Origin of the sequence: Amycolatopsis arida, from assembly GCF_900115565.1 — a bacterium.
GTDB classification, from domain to species: Bacteria; Actinomycetota; Actinomycetes; order Mycobacteriales; family Pseudonocardiaceae; genus Yuhushiella; species Yuhushiella arida.
Genome location: NZ_FOWW01000003.1, coordinates 278649 through 294405 on the forward strand (window position 1 = coordinate 278649; position 15757 = coordinate 294405).

Genomic DNA, 15757 nt, shown 5'->3' on the forward strand with positions numbered 1-15757 from the left:
GCCCGCTCACTTCGTCTTCACCGCTGTCAGCTTGGACAGCAGGCTCGCCAACAGGTTGATGGCCGTGATGATCAGAATCAGGGTGACGGCCGCACCCCACACCCGCGCCTGACCCACGTCGTTCAGCGTGTTCAGCTCCTGCGTCATCAGCAGCGGCAGCGACGCCATGTTGCCGGAGAACGGGTCGTAGTTGATGAACTGCGCGTACCCGACCAGGATCAGCACCGGCGCCGTCTCACCCATGATCCTGGCGATCGCGAGCATGATGCCGGTGATGATCCCGGACAGCGCCGTGGGCAGCACGATCTTCGCGATCGTCTTCCACTTCGGGATGCCCAGCGCGTACGACGCCTCGCGCAGCTCGTCCGGGACGATCTTGAGCATCTCCTCGGCCGAGCGCACCACCAGCGGCAGCATCAGCAGCACCAGCGCCAGCGCCACGGCGAACCCGCTGCGCGGCAGGCCGAGCGTGGTGATCCACAGCGCGTAGATGAACAGGGCGGCCACAATGGACGGAACACCGGAGAGGATGTCCACGGTGAAGGTGACCGCCCGCGCCAGCCGGGTGCCCCGGCCGTACTCGACGAGGAAGACGGCCACCATGATGCCGATCGGCACCGCGATCACCGCCGCGATCAGCCCCTGGACCAACGTCCCGTAGATCGCGTGGTACACGCCGCCGCCGAACTGCCGGGTGGTCAGCCCGGCGAACGAGTGCGTCCACCACTCCGCGCTCAGCACGTACTCGAAGCCGCGCTCCAGGACCGTCCACAACAGCCAGACCAGCGGAACGACCGCGACCAGGAAGGCCATGGTCACCAGCACGGTGGCGGCCACGTTCTTCGCCCGCCGCCCCACGCTCAGGTGCTGGAACGTGGTCGGTGTCGCGGACCGTTCGAGGTCGGTGACAGTCACTCGTACTCCTTCTTCCCCGCGACGATCGACCGGGCGGCGGCGTTGACGCCGAAGGTCAGCAGGAACAGCACCAGGCCGGCGGCGATGAACGCGCCGGTCGTGCGCGGGTCGCTGAACTCCGCCGCCGAGCGGGCGATCTTCGACGCGATCGTGTCGCCGCCGTCGAAGATGCTCCAGCCGAAGGTGTCGGCCGAGGTGCTCAGGATGACCATCACCGCGATCGTCTCGCCGAGCGCGCGGCCCAGCCCGAGCATCGAGGCGCTGACGTAGCCGGCCTTGCCGAACGGCAGCACCGTGGTCCGGATGACCTCCCACCGGGTCGCGCCCAGCGCGAGGGCGCCTTCGACCTGCGCGGTCGGCGTCCGCTGGAACACCTCGCGAGTCACGTTCGTGATGATCGGCAGCAGCATCACCGCGAGCACCACGCCGGCGGTGAAGATGTTGCCGCCGCCGGCGAATCCGACGTTCCCGGTGGCGAAGAACGGGATGAACGCGAGGTTGTCGTTCAGCCACCGGGCCACCGGGCTCAGCGCCGGCGCGAGCACCTGGATGCCCCACAGGCCGAAGATGATCGACGGCACCGCGGCGAGCAGGTCGATGATGTAGGAGAACGGCCGGGCCAGGTGCCGCGGCGCGTACTGGGTGAGGAACAGCGCGATGCCCAGCGACACCGGCATCGCGATCACCAGCGCGACCACCGACACCATCACGGTGACCGAGACCAGGTCACGGATGCCGAACGCGAGGTCGGCCACGTCCCCCGTCTGCCACACCGCGCTGGTGAAGAAGTTGGCCTGGTTCAGCCGCAGCGCGGGAATGGCCTGCCACAGCAGAAAGGCGCCGATCGCGACGATCGACGCCACGATCAGCGCGCCGGACGCGGTGGCGAGCCCGCGGAAGATGCGGTCGCCGGGGCGGTTCACCGTGCCGCCCACCGGGGCACGGCGCCCCCGGTCGCCGTCGTCACCGGGACTGCCGTATCCGGTCATGGCGGGAGGAACCGGTCCGGTTCCCTCGCTGTCGTTTCGTACCGAAATCGGTGCCTCCCGGTGGCCCGTCGCGGTCAGGTCAGGCTCGGGCGCCGACGTGCCCCGCCGCCCACCGGGGTGCCCGGGGGCGGCGGGGCTCGGCGCCGAATGGCGTTCGCTCATTGGCGTCTACCCAGTGTGGTTGTGCCAGTGGAGTGTGCCAGTCGGAGTCCGCATCCGTCCTCAGGAGATCGCCTTGATCGCGGTGAGCAGCCGGTCCTGGAACTCCTGCGGCACCGGGATGTAGCCGGCCGGCTCCAGATTGGCCTGCGCGTCGGTCGCCGCCACGGTCAGGAACGCCTTGACCGCCTTCGCGGTCTCCGGGTCGTACCCGGCCGAGCACACGATCTCGTAGGTGGCCAGCAGCAGCGGGTAGGAGTTCGGCTCCTTGCTCGCGTACAGCGCGTCCAGGTCGAGCCGCAGGTCGTTGCCCTCGCCCTCGATGGTCGGGTGCTTCAGCGCGTTGGACGCGGTCTCGGCGGTCAGCTCCACCGGGCCGGCACCGGAGTCCAGCCGGGCGATCGACAGGCCCTTGTCCTGGGCGAACGACCACTCCACATAGGTGATACCGCCGTCGACGCCGCCCACGGCGTCGGCGACGCCGGCGGACTTGTCCTTGCCCTCGCCGACCCCGCCGTGGAAGGTCTTGCCGTCGCCCTGGGTCCACACGTCACCGGCCGCGGCGGACAGGTACTTCTGGAAGTTGTCCGTGGTGCCCGACTCGTCGCCGCGGTAGAACACGGTGATCTTCTTGTCCGGCAGCGTGGTGCCCGGGTTGACCGCCGCGATGGCCGGGTCGTTCCAGTTCGTGATGCCGCCGTTGAAGATCTTGGCGACGAGCTCGGGGGTCAGCACGAGCGAGTCGACGCCCTCGAGGTGATAGGCGACGGCCACCGGGCCGAACACCATCGGCAGGTTCCAGGCCGGGTTGCCCTGGCAGCGCTCGGCGGCCTTGGCCACCTCGCCCTTCTCCTCGCTCAGCGGCGAGTCGGACCCGCCGATGTCGACCTGCCCCCCGATGAACTGCTTGACACCGTTACCGGAGCCGGACGCGGTGTAGGCGAGCCGTTGCCCCTCGCAACGCTGGTTGTAGGCCTGGCTGAAGACGTCCATCGCGCCCTTCTGCGCGCTGGAGCCCTCGGCGACGAGGTTCTCCTTCCCGCCGCACTCGACGTCCGCGGAGCCGGTCGGCGCGGCGGCCTGGCCGGTGTCCTGCGGCGCGTTCTGGTCGGTACCGCACGCGGACAGCGCGAGGGTCCCGGCCGCCAGCAAGCTGACGAACGCAGCATGCCGCTTGATCTTCACGTGATTCCTCCAGCCACACTGAATCGTTCACGGGCCATTCTCGGGGGACACGGCGGCTTTCGCTCGAGAACCTGCCGCGCGACACGGACAGTAGGCAGCCACAGTGGACGAATGGCCGTATTCGGGTGAACGACAGGTGAACAAGCGCGTCATTGTGAGCAGGGCAACGTGTCCGATTCGTTCCCGTGTCCTGCTCGTGACCTGCGGCTTTCCAACCGTGACGGCCCACCGCCGGGCGGTGAACGCCAGCTACCGCGCGTACTGAACGTCGACCTCATATCGAGTGAATCCCAGCCGGGTGTACACGGTGATCGCGGGTGCGTTGTCCCCCTCGACGTACAGGATCACCTGCCCGAGCCCGCGGTCCCGCAGGTACCGCAGCCCGGCGAGGGTGAGTGCCTTCCCGAGGCCACCGCCCCGCGCGGCGGGGTCGACCCCGACCACGTAGACCTCACCGACCGGCCGGCCACCGAACCGCGCCGGGTTGGCCGGGTGCACCTTCGTCCAGTGGAAGCCCACGACGCGGCCCTCGGCGTCCTCGGCGAGGAAGAAGCCAGCCGGGTCGAACCAGCTCTCCGCCTCCGCGGCCCGCACGTCGGCGACGCTCATCCGGCCCTGCTCGGGATGCCAGGAGAAGGCGCGGGCGTTGACCTCGACCACGGCCCGCTCGTCCCGGTCGGGCCGAAACGTGCGCAGGGTGATCCCGGGCGGCGGGGTCGGCTCGGGCCAACGGGCGCCCTCGGTGGCGACCCGCATCACCAGCAGCTCGCGGGCCCTGCTGAAGCCGGTCCGCGCGGCCAGCCGGGCGGCGCCCGGGTGGTCGCCGTGCGCCCACACCCGCAACTCGGTGCCGCCGGCCCTGGTCACCAGCGCGGACGCCAGCGCCGTGCCATGCCCGGCGCGGCGGTGCTCGGGGTGGACCACCAACTCGCCGACCCACCGGCCGAAGGCGTCGCCGCGGGTGTCCAGGTGGGCGTAACCGACCAGCTCGCCACCGGCCTCGCCGAGCAGGTGCGGGCCACCGCGCAGCTCGGGCGGCAGCGGCCCGCCGGGGTCGACCTCGGGCCGGCCGTCGACGGCCCGCGCGGCCAGCAGGAGGCCGCGGATCCTCGCGGTGGTCGCCGCGTCCGGCTCCTCGACCCAGGCGGTGTCCAGCACGTCACTCACTCTAGGACCTCCCGCCACCAAGGCCCCCTGGTGGCGGGGGCTCGACGGATGCGGCACCGGCGACGGAGTGGTCAGCGGTGGGCGAGGTCGTTCCGCTCGGCCGGAAGGGCGGGCTTGGCGGCCGACCTTCCCGGCCGCTCGAACTTGTAGCCCACGTTGCGCACGGTGCCGATCATCTGCTCGTGCTCGGGGCCGAGCTTGGCGCGCAGCCGCCGCACGTGCACGTCCACGGTGCGGGTGCCGCCGAAGAAGTCGTAGCCCCACACCTCCTGCAGCAGCTGCGCCCTGGTGAACACCCGGCCGGCGTGTTGGGCGAGGTACTTGAGCAGCTCGAACTCCTTGTAGGTCAGCTCGAGCGTCCGCTTGCGCAGCCGGGCGGTGTAGGTGGCCTCGTCGATCACCAGGTCGCCGACCCGCAGCTCGGTGTCGGTCTGCGCGGCCGCGCCGTCCCGGGTGGTGGCCAGCCGCAGCCGGGCGTCCACCTCGGCCGGACCCCCGGTGGGCAGCAGGATGTCGTCGGCACGCCACTCGGCGCTCACCGCCACCAGCCCGCCCTCGCCGACGACGGCGATCACCGGGGTGCTGGCGTCCTCGTCGCCGGCGCCCTTGAGCAGCCGGCACAGACTCTTCGCGGAGGCGAGGTCGGTGCGCGCGTCCAGCAGGATGACGTCGCGATGTCCCGCGTCGAGCAACGCGGTGACCTCCGGCGCCCGGACGCGTACCGTGTGCGGCAGCAGGTCCAGCGCGGGCAGCACCGAGGTGGCGTCTTCCTCCGCGGTCAACACCAGCAGATCGAGGCTCATCGCCACACACCGCCTTGCTCGTCAGGGAGAGGTGTTGGGGAAGAATAACCCGGGAGGTGGCGACATGTCGCCTTCCTGCCGCCGGCATCACACCTGGTGGAAAGCGGTTCCCGAGCGAGTTCCCGAGTGAGGAGCGACGGAAGAGTGAGCAGTCCAGTCACCCAGCGCGACCGACGTCCGCCGGCCCGGCCCCGCCGCAGGAGCCGCCGGGGTCGCACGATCGCGATCGTCGCCGCCGTGCTGGTCGGACTGCTGGTCGCCGCCGACTTCGGGCTCGCCGCGATGGCCGAGCACACCGTCTCGCAGAAGGCCAGGGAGCAGCTCGGCCTGGCCCACGATCCCTCGGTGACCGTGCACGGATTTCCGTTCACCGTGCAGGCGCTCTCCGGTGATTATCGGCACATCTCGGTGCACGCCACCGGCATCCCGGTCGGCGACACCCTGCGCGACCTCGAGGTCGACGCGGAGCTGCGCCACGTCGACGCGCCGCTGTCGGACCTGCTGAACGGCAACGTGCAGCAGATCACGATCGGCGAGGTCGAGGGCAGCGTGCGGATCAAGGCCACCGACATCGCGCGGGTCGACCCGCTGTCCAAGATCGAGAACCTGCGGATCGAGCCGGCCAGCGAGGAGTACGTCCGCAGGGGCGAGGGCACCGAGGAGGATCGCGACGCGCTGGAGCGCGAGCAGGAGGCCGAGGACGACGCCACCGCCGGCGTGCGGCTGTCCGGCGAGGCCGACATCGCGGGCGACCGGGTGGAGATCGTGACACTGGCGATGATCGAGCTCGACGGCAACCGGGTGCGGATCACCCCGCACTGGCTGCAGTTCGGGAATGGCCGGCGGACCACGGTCGTTCCCCCTCAGGTACAGCAGGCGTTGCTGCCGAACTTCGAGGCGGACATCAACGCCCGCCAGTTGCCGTTCACGGTGACCCCGACGGCGGTGCGGGTGGAGTCCGGCGCGATCGTGGTGAAGGGCAAGGCCGAGAACGTGGCGTTCGCCGGGATGTGAGCCCCGGGGAGGGAGGTGGCGGCCGATGATCGGGCTGTGGGTCGTGCTGGGCACGCTCGCGCTCGGCCTCGTCACCGGTGTCACCCTCGCGCTGCGCAACGGGCGGGTCCGTGCCGCGCGCCGGCCCGACCGCCCGCTGCCGACCGCGGTGGCCGAGGCGGTCGACCCGACCGCGGCGGTGACGCTGGTGCAGCTGTCCACCACGTTCTGCGCGCCGTGCCGGCACGCCCGCGCCGTGCTGTCCACGCTGGCCGACCGCACCGAGGGGCTGCGCCACGTGGACCTCGACATCACCCAGCGGCCGGAGGTCGCCCAGCGGCTCGGCGTGCTGCGCACCCCCACCACGCTGGCGCTGGACGCGAACGCCAGGGAGCTGCTCCGGATCAGCGGGGTGCCGAAGGCGGCCGAGCTGCTCGACGCGCTGCGCCCGCACCTGGTCCGGGTTCGCTGACCCCCACCGATCCCTGCCGGGCATCCACGGTCCACCTCGCGGGATTCGTCTCACGGTGTGAACGCTGTTCCCACTCTGAGGGAGGCGAAGTAACCTGGGCCGCGTGGACCGGCTGCCCGTACTCCTCCTGACGCAACGCCGCGCTGTCGACCAGTGCCGCGTGCGCAGCAGCCTGTGTCCGCTCTCCTCAATTCCGGGCGCCGCGCGGTCCGCTCGACGGTGACAGCACCGACGACACCGACGACACCGACGAAGTGACCAGATGGTCCGCGTCCCGGACAGCCGGCCAGAGCCGAACTCCCGGCGCCGTGGCGCCGCCCAGCCGTAGGAGCGCGAGATGTCCGCAGGTCCGCCCGTCGATCCCCGTGGTCCCCGGTTCGCCGCGGCCGTCACGACGGTCGTGCTCGCCGTGGTGCTGGTCACCAGCTGGTGGCCGCTGCTCGCGGCGCAGGCGGTGATCTTCGCGATCGGCGCGTTCGTCGGGTTGCGGTACGCGCCGTACTCGGTGCTCTACCGCGCCCTCGTCGCGCCGCGGCTGCCGCCGACCAACGAGCGGGAGGACGCGGCCCCGCTGCGGTTCGCGCAGGCCGTGGGGTTCGTGTTCGCGCTCGCCGGGACCATCGGCTACGCCGTGGGCGTCCCCGTGCTCGGGATCGTGGCCACGGCGTTCGCGCTGTTCGCGGCGTTCCTCAACGCCGCGTTCAACTTCTGCCTCGGCTGCGAGGTCTACCTGCTGATCCGCCGGTTCGCGCCGCGCGCCGGCCAAGCCTGAAGTCGACAACACCAACGGAGACAGAAAGAGAGTGCCGCTTCATGAGCCGTGACGACGTCCTGGTCACTACCCAGTGGGCAGAGGAGAATCTGGACACCCCCGGGGTGGTGTTCGCCGAGGTCGACGAGGACACCACCGCCTACGACGGCGGGCACATCCGCGGCGCGGTGAAGATCGACTGGAAGAACGAGCTGCAGGACCCGGTGCGCCGGGACTTCGTCGACCGCGCCGGCTTCGAGAAGCTGCTGTCCGAGAAGGGGATCGCCAACGACGACCTGGTGATCCTCTACGGCGGCAACAACAACTGGTTCGCCGCGTACGCCTACTGGTACTTCAAGCTGTACGGGCACGAGAAGGTAAAGCTGCTCGACGGCGGCCGCAAGAAGTGGGAGCTGGACGGCAGGGAGCTGTCCACCGACGAGGTCAAGCGCGAGCCGACCAACTACACCGCCAAGGAGCCGGACGCCTCGATCCGCGCCTTCCGCGACGAGGTGGTCGACGCGATCGGCAACAAGAACCTCGTCGATGTGCGCTCCCCCGACGAGTTCAGCGGCAAGCTGCTCGCCCCCGCGCACCTGCCGCAGGAGTCGGCGCAGCGCGCCGGGCACATCCCGACCGCGGTGAACGTGCCGTGGTCGAAGGCGGCCAACGAGGACGGCACGTTCAAGTCCGCCGAGGAGTTGGCCGAGCTGTACGAGGAGGCCGGGCTGGACACGTCCCAGCCGACCATCGCGTACTGCCGGATCGGCGAGCGGTCGAGCCACACCTGGTTCGCGCTGCACGAGCTGATCGGCCTGGAGGACGTGAAGAACTACGACGGATCGTGGACCGAGTACGGCTCGCTGGTCGGCGTGCCGATCGAGACGGGAGCCAAGTGATGAGCGACGGTTGCGGCGCGCCGGTGCAGACGGCGCTGAAGCCCGGGGTGGACACCGGGGACCAGGTGGTGCTGGCCGGCAAGGTGACCGGCCGCGACGGGCCGCTGGGCGGCGCGTTCGTCCGGCTGCTGGACGCCGGCGGCGAGTTCACCGGCGAGGTACAGGCCTCGCCCGAGGGGGACTTCCGGTTCTACGCGGCACCAGGGCGATGGACGGTGCGCGCGCTGCACCGCACCGGCACCGGCGAGGCCACGGTGACCGCCGAGGGCCCCGGCCTGCACGAGGTCGCGCTCACGGTCTGACCCCGCGGCCGGTCAACGTCATGAAGGCCACCGTCATCGCGCTCAACGCCATGACGGTGGCCTTCATGGCTGTCGGGGACGTCACGTGTCGCGGGGCTCGCGCCGGTGAGCCGCGGGGACAGGAGTTATCCTCCCGGCGTGGAGATCCTGTTTACGATCCTGTTGCTCCTGGCCATGGTCGGCGTGCTGTGGTTCAGCGGCTACGTCGTCTACCGGCTGTACTCCGACCAGCGCTGACCAGCGCGACCCATCGAGCTGCGCTGCTCCATCGAACCACGGGGACACGGGTGACCAACGGCGACGCCATGACCAGCGGCAACGAGGCGATCGAGACGGCGGCCGCGCGGGCCGAGAGCACTCGCGACCGCAACCTCCCGCAGTTCGACGACCTGCCGATCCCCGCCGACACGGCCAACCTGCGCCAGGGCGCGAACCTGAACGACGCCTGCCTCGCGCTGCTGCCGCTGGTCGGCGTGTGGCGCGGCGAGGGTGAGATCAACTACCCCACGATCGACGGCCCGGTCCGGTTCGCCCAGCAGCTCACCATCGCGCACGACGGCCGGCCGTTCCTCTACCACGAGGCCCGTTCCTGGCTGCTCGACGCCGAGGGCAACGTGATTCGCGCGGCCGCGCGGGAGACCGGCTGGTGGCGGCCGCGGGCCGACGACACCATCGAGCTGCTGCTGGCGCACTCCTCCGGCATCGTCGAGCTCTTCTACGGCACGCCGCGCAATCAGACGTCGTGGGAGCTGGCCACCGACGCCGTGGTGCGGACCGCGTCGGCCAAGGACGTCACCGGCGCGCACCGGCTGTACGGGCTGATCAACAATGGCGATCTCGGCTATGTCGAGGAGCGCGCCATGGTGGGGCAGCCGATGCAGCCGCACGTCTCCGCGCAGCTCCGCCGCGTCGTCGGCTGACCGGGCCGCCATGCCGCCGGGGTCCGGGCCACGCTGGCGCCGCTACGGCACCGACGCGGTGTTGCTCGACTGCGCCTCGCTGGCCGAGGCGGTCGCCGCGCGCGCCACGGTCGCCGCGGCGGGCCGGGACGACGTCGTGGAACTGGTGCCCGGCGCGCGCAGCCTGCTGATCCAGGTCCGCGGCGGCGAGCGGGCGCTCACCGAGATCCGCGAGCTGGTCGAGTCGGCCGACCTCGCCCACCCGCCGGCCACCGAGGCGCGCGAGGTCGTGCTCGACGTCCGCTACGACGGCGCCGACCTCGACGAGGTGGCCCGCACCGCCGGGCTCGACGTGGCCGAGGTGGTGGCCCTGCACACCGGCGCCGAGTACACCGTCGCGTTCACCGGGTTCGCGCCCGGCTTCGGCTACCTGACCGGGCTGCCGGAGCCGCTGCGGCAGCCCCGGCTGGCGACCCCGCGGACGCGGGTGCCGGCCGGATCGGTGGGGGTGGCGGGGGAGTTCACCGGCGTCTACCCGCGGTCCTCGCCGGGCGGCTGGCGGCTGCTCGGCCGCACCGACGCGGTGTTGTTCGACCCGCGCGCCGAGCGTCCCGCCCTGCTCGCCCCCGGCGACCGTGTCCGGTTCAGGAGCGTCGAGTGAACCGGAGGATCGAGCGCCGGATCGAGATCGTCGAGCCGGGTCCGGCCGCGTTGGTGCAGGACCTCGGCCGGCCGGGGCACGCGCACCTGGGCGTTCCGCCGTCGGGCGCGCTGGACCAGCCGGCGCTGCGGCTGGCGAACCGGCTGGTGGGCAACCCCGAGCCGGCCGCCGGCGTCGAGGCCCTGCTCGGCGGGTTGCGGGTCCGGGCGCACACCTCGTGCACGGTGGCGGTGACCGGGCCGCCGGTGGCCGTCACCGTCGACGGCCGGCCGGCCGGCACCCACCTGCCGGTGCACCTGCGGCCTGGGCAGACCCTCGCGCTCGGCACGCCCGAGGTGGGGCTGCGCTGCTACCTGGCCGTGTCCGGCGGGCTGGCCGTGGAGCCGGAGCTGGGCAGCCGGTCGCGGGACGTGCTGTCCGAGATCGGGCCGCCGCCGCTGCGGCCGGGTCAGCTGGTCGACCTCGGCCCGCCGGCCGGCATCCCGGCCGGGGCGGACGCGCTCGCCCCGGCCCGGCCGCCGGCGGAGCTGACCGTGCCGGTGCTGCTCGGTCCCCGTGACGACTGGTTCGTCGACCCCGCGGCCGACCTCGCCGGGTACTGGGAGGTGACCGCCGAGTCCAACCGGGTCGGGTTGCGGCTCACCCGGCCGGACGGGTCGGCGCTGCGCCGGCGACCCGAGCGGGTCGACACCGAGCTGCCCAGCGAGGGCCTGCTCACCGGCGCGATCCAGGTGCCGCCGAGCGGGCTGCCGGTGGTGTTCCTCGCCGACCACCCGACCACCGGCGGCTACCCGGTGGTCGCCGTGGTGCGGCCCGACGCGCTGGCGGCGCTGGCCCAGGCCCGTCCCGGCACCGGCGTCCGGTTCCGGGCGGTCGGCTGAGCGGCCCCGGGTCGGCTAGGAGTACAGGGTCTCGTAGAGGTCGGCGAGCTCGGCGTGGACCTCGGTGGAGTCGGGCAGGGGGGTGCCGTCGAGGGTGTGCACCCTGGTCACCTTCCGCACCGACGAGGCCAGGAACACTCCGTCCGCGCCGTGCAGGTCCTCGACCCGCAGCGGCTCCAGCTTGGTGGTCCAGCCGGCCCGCTCGGCGGCGCGGAACACCGCGGCCTGCGTGGTGCCCGGCAGGATGCCGATGGTCGGCGGCGGGGTGTAGAGCGTGCGGCCCCTGGCCACGACGACGGTGGACGTCGGCCCCTCCAGCACCGAGCCGTCGGAGGCGGTGAAGATCACGTCGGCGGCGCCGCGCCGGGCGGCCTCCCGCAGCGCGGCCATGTTCACCGCGTAGGACAGCGCCTTCGCGCCGAGCAGCAGCCACGGCGCGCGCTCGGCGAGGCCGGGGTCGATCCCGCGGTCGAGGGTGACCGCGGCGACGCCCTCGGCGCGCGCCCTGATCACCGCCGGGTCGATCTCCATGCCCAGCGCGAACGCCGTCGGCGCGGCGGTCGGGTCGCCCTCCCGGCCGCGGGTGCAGACCAGCTTGAGCGCCATCTCCGCCGGGCCGGACCAGCGGTCGATCACCCGCCGGGCCAGCCGCTCCCACGCCGCGCCGTCCGGCTCGGGCAGGTCGAGCATCGCCGCCGAGCGGGCCAGCCGGTCCAGGTGCGGGCCGAGCTCCCGCGGCCGGCCGTCGACCACCAGGACGGTCTCGAAGATCCCGTCGCCGCGCAGCACCCCCAGGTCGTCCACCCGCAGGTGGGCGGCGTCGGGGTCGGCCAGGGTCCCGTCGAGGAAGGCGAGCACGCGCATGGTCCCGACCCTACTCGCGCACCGCACCGGCCGGGCCCGGCTCGCCTACGATCGACGGTATGACCTACCAGTCGCCGCTGCTGCAACTGCCTGGCGCGGTCGCCGCGCCCGAGGGCCACCCGGAGATTGGCGTGCCGTGGCACTGGGGCGACCCGTTCGCCGAGCAGCGCACCGCGGCCCGCTCGGTGGCCGTGGTGGACCGGTCGGACCGCGAGGTGATCACCGTGCGCGGGCCGGAGCGGCTGTCCTGGCTGCACCTGGTGCTCTCCCAGCACGTCACCGAGCTGCCCGACGGCGCCGGCACCGAGGCGCTGGTGCTGGACAGCCACGGCCGGATCGACGCGCACATGGTGCTGGCCCACCTCGACGGCGTGGTGTACCTGGACACGCTGCCGGGGGCGGAGGCCACCAGCGCGCTGCCGAAGGGCGGCAGGCAGTCGCTGGTGGACTACCTCGCGGCGATGAAGTTCTGGTCCGATGTGGAGATCCACGACGCCACCGGTGAGCTCGCCGTGCTCACCCTGCTCGGCCCGGAGGTCGACGCGGTGCTGGCGGGGCTCGCGGTCGACCTCGGCGCGGAGCCGTACCGGGTGACGGTGCTGCCCGGCGGCGGGCTGGCCCGGCGGATGCCGTGGCCCGGCCGGCACGCCGTGGACCTGCTGGTGCCGCGGGACGAGCTGCCGAGCTGGTGGCAGCGCCTCACCGGCGCGGGCGCGCGACCGGCCGGCAGCTGGACGTTCGAGGCGCTGCGGGTGGAGTCGCTGCGGCCCCGGCTGGGGCTGGACACCGACGACCGCACGATCCCGCACGAGATGAACTGGATCGGCAGCGCGGCGCACGTGGCGAAGGGCTGCTATCGGGGCCAGGAGACCGTGGCGAAGGTGCACAACGTGGGCCGGCCGCCACGCCGCCTGGTGCTGCTGCACCTCGACGGATCGCCGGAGATCACCCCCGAGCCGGGCGACCCGGTGCGGCTGGGCGAGCGGACCGTGGGCCGGGTCGGGAGCGTGGTGCAGCACCACGAGCTGGGCCCGGTCGCGCTGGCGTTGCTGAAGCGGTCGGCACCGGTGGACGCCGAGCTGCTGGCCGGCGTGGACGACCGGGTGGTGCAGGCCGCCGTCGACCCCGACTCGGTGCCGGCCGAGGCCCCCGCCCCCGGCCGCGAGGCGGTGCAGCGCCTACGAGGGTGACCGCCATGAAGGCCACCTTGATGGCGTTCAGCGCAGCCACGGGGGCCTCGGTGGCAGGAGTGCGACGGTCCTCACGTCCATGGTGAGGCCGACGACCGGACCTGGCGTGCTTGACCGATGTAGAGCAGGATGGTGGCGTGATCGAAGTCCGGCCCGGCGGGCGCCGCCGCATCGACCGTGTCCTCGATCCCGACTACGTGCGCGACCTCGGTGAGCTCGCGCTGACGACGCTGAGAGAGCGCCGCAACGAGGCCGCGCAGGAGGAGACCGACCTGTCCTACCTGCGCCGGCTGCTGCACGCGCGGATCGACATCGTGCGGGCCGAGCAGGCCCGGCGGGCGGCCGGCGACGGCGGCAGCGTGGTCGACCAGCTCGCCGCGATCCTCGCCGGCAACGCGCTCGGCCCGGCCACCGGCTCCGGCCGGCACCACCCGCTGGAGCCCTCCCGCGCCGGCGAGCACCGACGGCAGGCGGAGGCGCTGGTCGGCGACGCCGACCTCTCCGACGTCACCGCGCTGTCGGACGAGCGGCTGGCCGGGGCGCTGGAGACCTACCGCGAGCAGGAGCTGTCGGTGTCCGCCCGGCGGCGCGAGGTGCAGCACGTGGTCGACACCATCAACGCCGAGATCGCCGCGAGGTACGCCCAGGGCACGGCGTCCGTGGACGAGTTGATCAGCCGCGAGCGCGGCCGAACGGGAAAGGACTAGCGGAACCCCAGTGAACAACCCCGCACTCATCGAGGTCGTCCGCTCCGGGTTCGTGGAAAGCGTGCACCACGGCGCGCTGGTGATCACCGCGCCCGACGGCTCCGTGCGGTTCGCCGCCGGCGACGTCGACTCACCCGTCTACCCCCGCTCGTCGAACAAGCCGCTGCAGGCGCTGGGCATGCTGCGGGCCGGGCTGGAGATCGACGACGCCGACCTCGCGCTGGCCTGCGCCTCGCACAACGGCGAGCCCGGCCACGTCGACCGCGCGCTGGTGCTGCTGAGCCGGCACGGCCTCGCCGAGGCCGACCTGCTGTGCCCGCCGGACTATCCGCTGCACGAGGAGAGCCGGCTGCGGGCGGTGCGACACTGGCCCGACCGGCGGCGGGCGGCGATGAACTGCTCCGGCAAGCATGCCGCGATGCTGGCCACCTGCCGGCAGCGCCGCTGGGCATGCGAGGACTACATCGACCCCAAGCACGAGCTGCAGCGGGTCATCGCCGAGACGGTGGTGGAGCGCACCGGTGAGCCGATCGCCGCCACCGGGGTCGACGGCTGCGCGGCACCGCTGTTCGCCTACTCGCTCACCGGGCTGGCCAGGGCGTTCGGCCGCCTGGTCGGCGCCGAGGACGGCCCGGAGCGGCGGGTCGCCGACGCGATGCGGGCCCACCCGTGGCTGGTCGCCGGCACCGGCCGGGAGGACACCCTGCTGATGCTCACCGTCGACGGCCTGCTGGTGAAGGGTGGCGCGGAGGGCGTGCACGCGATGGCGTTGCCGGACGGCACGGCGGTGGCGCTCAAGGTCAGCGACGGGGCGGCGCGCCCCCGGTCGACGCTGCTGGTCACGGTGCTCGAGCGGCTCGGCGCGCTGCCGGACAACGAGGCCGCGAGGTCCGTGCTGGACGGGTTGCGCCGCGGTGAGGTGCTCGGCGGCGGCCGGCCGGTGGGCGAGCTGCGCCCGACCGCTCAGTTCCAGCGCTCCCTGGACGCCAGCTCGCCCCAGTAGTCGCGCAGGTCCTGGAACAGCTCGGCCAACTCCTCGACGTTGCCCTCGCGCAGCGCGTCCAGGATGCGGTGGACCTCCTCGGCGGAGGTGTCGGTGTCCAGCACCGGGTCGGAGATGAGCTGCACCAGCCCGCCGTAGTCCAGCTCGACGGCCGAGCCAGGGTGGAAGTGCTCCAGCCAGCGCTGCGTCTCGGCCAGCACCCGGCTCGGACCCGACTCGCCGATGGTGGCCTCGACCAGCTCCCGCGCCTCGGTCGCCCGGCGCCGCGCGTCGCCGATCGTGGCCCGCCAGGACAACTCCCGCGCCGGGTCGTCCGGGCCGGAGCCGAGCACGAGGCGCCGCTGCTCGGGGTCGACGAGGGCGAACCACGGCAACGGCACCGTCCAGGTGGTGGACAGGACGTGCATGGCCCCGCGGCGCAGCCCGGAGACCGCCGCGGACGCGCGGGAGCGCACCGTCTCCGGGGCCACCCCCGCGGCGTCGAGCACCGCGGTGCGCAGCGCCGGGTGGGCCTCGGCGAGGAAGCCGACCAGCGCGGCCGCCGACCGGGCGCGCAGTTCCAGCGGGCAGACCAGCGGGCCGGGGCCGACGACGTCGCCGTCGTCCACCGGCACCTCGGCCGGGTCGAGCACCAGCACGTCGGTGGTGGTGCTCGGCGCGGCGGTGCCGTCGGCCAACTCGGCGGGCAGCAGCCGGGGCGGCACGGTCAGCTGTGATCGAAGCCACATCAGGTGCTCGCGCTCGCCGGCGGCGGCTCGGGTGAGCTCGGCCGACCCGACGGCCTTGGCGAGGAGTTCGTCCGGCGGGTCGCCGAACGCGGGCAGCGGCTCGTACACCCGGAGGTAGGCCACGAACGGACGGAGCACGGGAGAATCGTGGCACGCACGTGCCGGTTCGCAAGCACCGGCCGCCCCACC

Annotated in this window: 18 protein-coding genes; 11 read left to right on the plus strand and 7 right to left on the minus strand. The window is 72.9% G+C overall.

Annotated elements, in window-relative coordinates; translation table 11 throughout:
• Nucleotides 1-6: 6 nt before the first annotated feature.
• The 5 genes from pstA to BM051_RS10750 all read right to left on the minus strand — a co-directional run bounded on the left by pstA (nucleotide 7) and on the right by BM051_RS10750 (nucleotide 5218).
• Nucleotides 7-915: a phosphate ABC transporter permease PstA gene (pstA, locus tag BM051_RS10730; RefSeq protein ID WP_092529931.1), complete on the minus strand. Its 909-nt coding sequence runs from the start codon at nucleotides 913-915 to the stop codon at nucleotides 7-9.
• Nucleotides 912-1904 carry a phosphate ABC transporter permease subunit PstC gene (pstC, locus tag BM051_RS10735; protein WP_243859462.1) on the minus strand — a complete coding sequence of 331 codons (993 nt, stop codon included), beginning with the start codon at nucleotides 1902-1904 and terminating at the stop codon, nucleotides 912-914. Before pstC ends, pstA begins: the two co-directional genes overlap by 4 nt.
• 222 nt (nucleotides 1905-2126) lie before the next feature.
• Entirely contained in the window at nucleotides 2127-3248 is a 1122-nt protein-coding gene (pstS, locus tag BM051_RS10740) for a phosphate ABC transporter substrate-binding protein PstS (protein ID WP_092529933.1), read from the minus strand.
• Between the two features lie 249 nt (nucleotides 3249-3497).
• Complete coding sequence (mshD, locus tag BM051_RS10745; RefSeq protein ID WP_092530364.1) at nucleotides 3498-4406, minus strand: mycothiol synthase; 909 nt, start codon at nucleotides 4404-4406, stop codon at nucleotides 3498-3500.
• An 80-nt stretch (nucleotides 4407-4486) separates the two neighbouring features.
• On the minus strand, nucleotides 4487-5218 hold the full coding sequence (locus BM051_RS10750) for a response regulator transcription factor (protein ID WP_092530365.1): 732 nt from the start codon (nucleotides 5216-5218) through the stop codon (nucleotides 4487-4489).
• Nucleotides 5219-5362: 144 nt separating this feature from the next.
• Between BM051_RS10750 and BM051_RS10755 the strand changes: the two genes are divergently transcribed.
• The 8 genes from BM051_RS10755 (at nucleotide 5363) to BM051_RS10790 (ending at nucleotide 11076) form a co-directional block, all read left to right on the plus strand.
• Nucleotides 5363-6232 (plus strand): LmeA family phospholipid-binding protein, encoded by an 870-nt coding sequence (locus BM051_RS10755; RefSeq protein ID WP_092529934.1) that lies wholly within the window; start codon nucleotides 5363-5365, stop codon nucleotides 6230-6232.
• A gap of 25 nt (nucleotides 6233-6257) precedes the next feature.
• Entirely contained in the window at nucleotides 6258-6683 is a 426-nt protein-coding gene (locus BM051_RS10760; RefSeq protein WP_092529935.1) for a TlpA family protein disulfide reductase, read from the plus strand.
• A 337-nt stretch (nucleotides 6684-7020) separates the two neighbouring features.
• On the plus strand, nucleotides 7021-7455 hold the full coding sequence (locus BM051_RS10765; RefSeq protein ID WP_092529936.1) for a DUF4395 domain-containing protein: 435 nt from the start codon (nucleotides 7021-7023) through the stop codon (nucleotides 7453-7455).
• Between the two features lie 41 nt (nucleotides 7456-7496).
• Nucleotides 7497-8333, plus strand: a complete 837-nt coding sequence (locus tag BM051_RS10770) for a sulfurtransferase (protein WP_092529937.1) — start codon at nucleotides 7497-7499, stop codon at nucleotides 8331-8333.
• A complete protein-coding gene (locus tag BM051_RS10775) occupies nucleotides 8333-8635 on the plus strand; it encodes a DUF1416 domain-containing protein (protein ID WP_092529938.1) in 303 nt (100 codons plus the stop codon). Before BM051_RS10770 ends, BM051_RS10775 begins: the two co-directional genes overlap by 1 nt.
• 305 nt (nucleotides 8636-8940) lie before the next feature.
• On the plus strand, nucleotides 8941-9555 hold the full coding sequence (locus tag BM051_RS10780; protein WP_092530366.1) for a heme-binding beta-barrel domain-containing protein: 615 nt from the start codon (nucleotides 8941-8943) through the stop codon (nucleotides 9553-9555).
• Nucleotides 9556-9565: 10 nt separating this feature from the next.
• Entirely contained in the window at nucleotides 9566-10195 is a 630-nt protein-coding gene (gene pxpB, locus BM051_RS10785) for a 5-oxoprolinase subunit PxpB (protein ID WP_092529939.1), read from the plus strand.
• Between the two features lie 8 nt (nucleotides 10196-10203).
• Nucleotides 10204-11076: a 5-oxoprolinase subunit C family protein gene (locus tag BM051_RS10790; protein WP_092530367.1), complete on the plus strand. Its 873-nt coding sequence runs from the start codon at nucleotides 10204-10206 to the stop codon at nucleotides 11074-11076.
• Nucleotides 11077-11091: 15 nt separating this feature from the next.
• Here the strand turns inward: BM051_RS10790 and BM051_RS10795 are convergent, their stop codons facing one another.
• Nucleotides 11092-11940 carry an aminodeoxychorismate lyase gene (locus BM051_RS10795; RefSeq protein ID WP_092529940.1) on the minus strand — a complete coding sequence of 283 codons (849 nt, stop codon included), beginning with the start codon at nucleotides 11938-11940 and terminating at the stop codon, nucleotides 11092-11094.
• Nucleotides 11941-11999: 59 nt separating this feature from the next.
• Here BM051_RS10795 and ygfZ point away from each other — a divergent pair, with 59 nt between their 5' ends.
• The 3 genes from ygfZ to BM051_RS10810 all read left to right on the plus strand — a co-directional run bounded on the left by ygfZ (nucleotide 12000) and on the right by BM051_RS10810 (nucleotide 14840).
• Nucleotides 12000-13130 (plus strand): CAF17-like 4Fe-4S cluster assembly/insertion protein YgfZ, encoded by a 1131-nt coding sequence (gene ygfZ / locus BM051_RS10800; RefSeq protein WP_092529941.1) that lies wholly within the window; start codon nucleotides 12000-12002, stop codon nucleotides 13128-13130.
• A gap of 137 nt (nucleotides 13131-13267) precedes the next feature.
• Entirely contained in the window at nucleotides 13268-13837 is a 570-nt protein-coding gene (locus BM051_RS10805; RefSeq protein WP_092529942.1) for an RsiG family protein, read from the plus strand.
• A gap of 10 nt (nucleotides 13838-13847) precedes the next feature.
• Nucleotides 13848-14840 (plus strand): asparaginase, encoded by a 993-nt coding sequence (locus BM051_RS10810; protein ID WP_092529943.1) that lies wholly within the window; start codon nucleotides 13848-13850, stop codon nucleotides 14838-14840.
• Here BM051_RS10810 and BM051_RS10815 read toward each other — a convergent pair.
• Nucleotides 14801-15706 (minus strand): DUF8083 family protein, encoded by a 906-nt coding sequence (locus tag BM051_RS10815; RefSeq protein WP_092529944.1) that lies wholly within the window; start codon nucleotides 15704-15706, stop codon nucleotides 14801-14803. The genes BM051_RS10810 and BM051_RS10815 overlap by 40 nt on opposite strands.
• Nucleotides 15707-15757 lie beyond the last annotated feature (51 nt).

Coding starts and splice junctions, on each gene's coding strand:
- pstC (WP_243859462.1), bottom strand. CDS start 1,904: ATGACCGGATACGGCAGTCCCGGTGACGACGGCGACCGGGGGCGCCGT.
- BM051_RS10750 (WP_092530365.1), bottom strand. CDS start 5,218: ATGAGCCTCGATCTGCTGGTGTTGACCGCGGAGGAAGACGCCACCTCG.
- BM051_RS10760 (WP_092529935.1), top strand. CDS start 6,258: ATGATCGGGCTGTGGGTCGTGCTGGGCACGCTCGCGCTCGGCCTCGTC.
- BM051_RS10765 (WP_092529936.1), top strand. CDS start 7,021: ATGTCCGCAGGTCCGCCCGTCGATCCCCGTGGTCCCCGGTTCGCCGCG.
- BM051_RS10770 (WP_092529937.1), top strand. CDS start 7,497: ATGAGCCGTGACGACGTCCTGGTCACTACCCAGTGGGCAGAGGAGAAT.
- BM051_RS10775 (WP_092529938.1), top strand. CDS start 8,333: ATGAGCGACGGTTGCGGCGCGCCGGTGCAGACGGCGCTGAAGCCCGGG.
- BM051_RS10780 (WP_092530366.1), top strand. CDS start 8,941: ATGACCAGCGGCAACGAGGCGATCGAGACGGCGGCCGCGCGGGCCGAG.
- pxpB (WP_092529939.1), top strand. CDS start 9,566: ATGCCGCCGGGGTCCGGGCCACGCTGGCGCCGCTACGGCACCGACGCG.
- BM051_RS10795 (WP_092529940.1), bottom strand. CDS start 11,940: ATGCGCGTGCTCGCCTTCCTCGACGGGACCCTGGCCGACCCCGACGCC.
- ygfZ (WP_092529941.1), top strand. CDS start 12,000: ATGACCTACCAGTCGCCGCTGCTGCAACTGCCTGGCGCGGTCGCCGCG.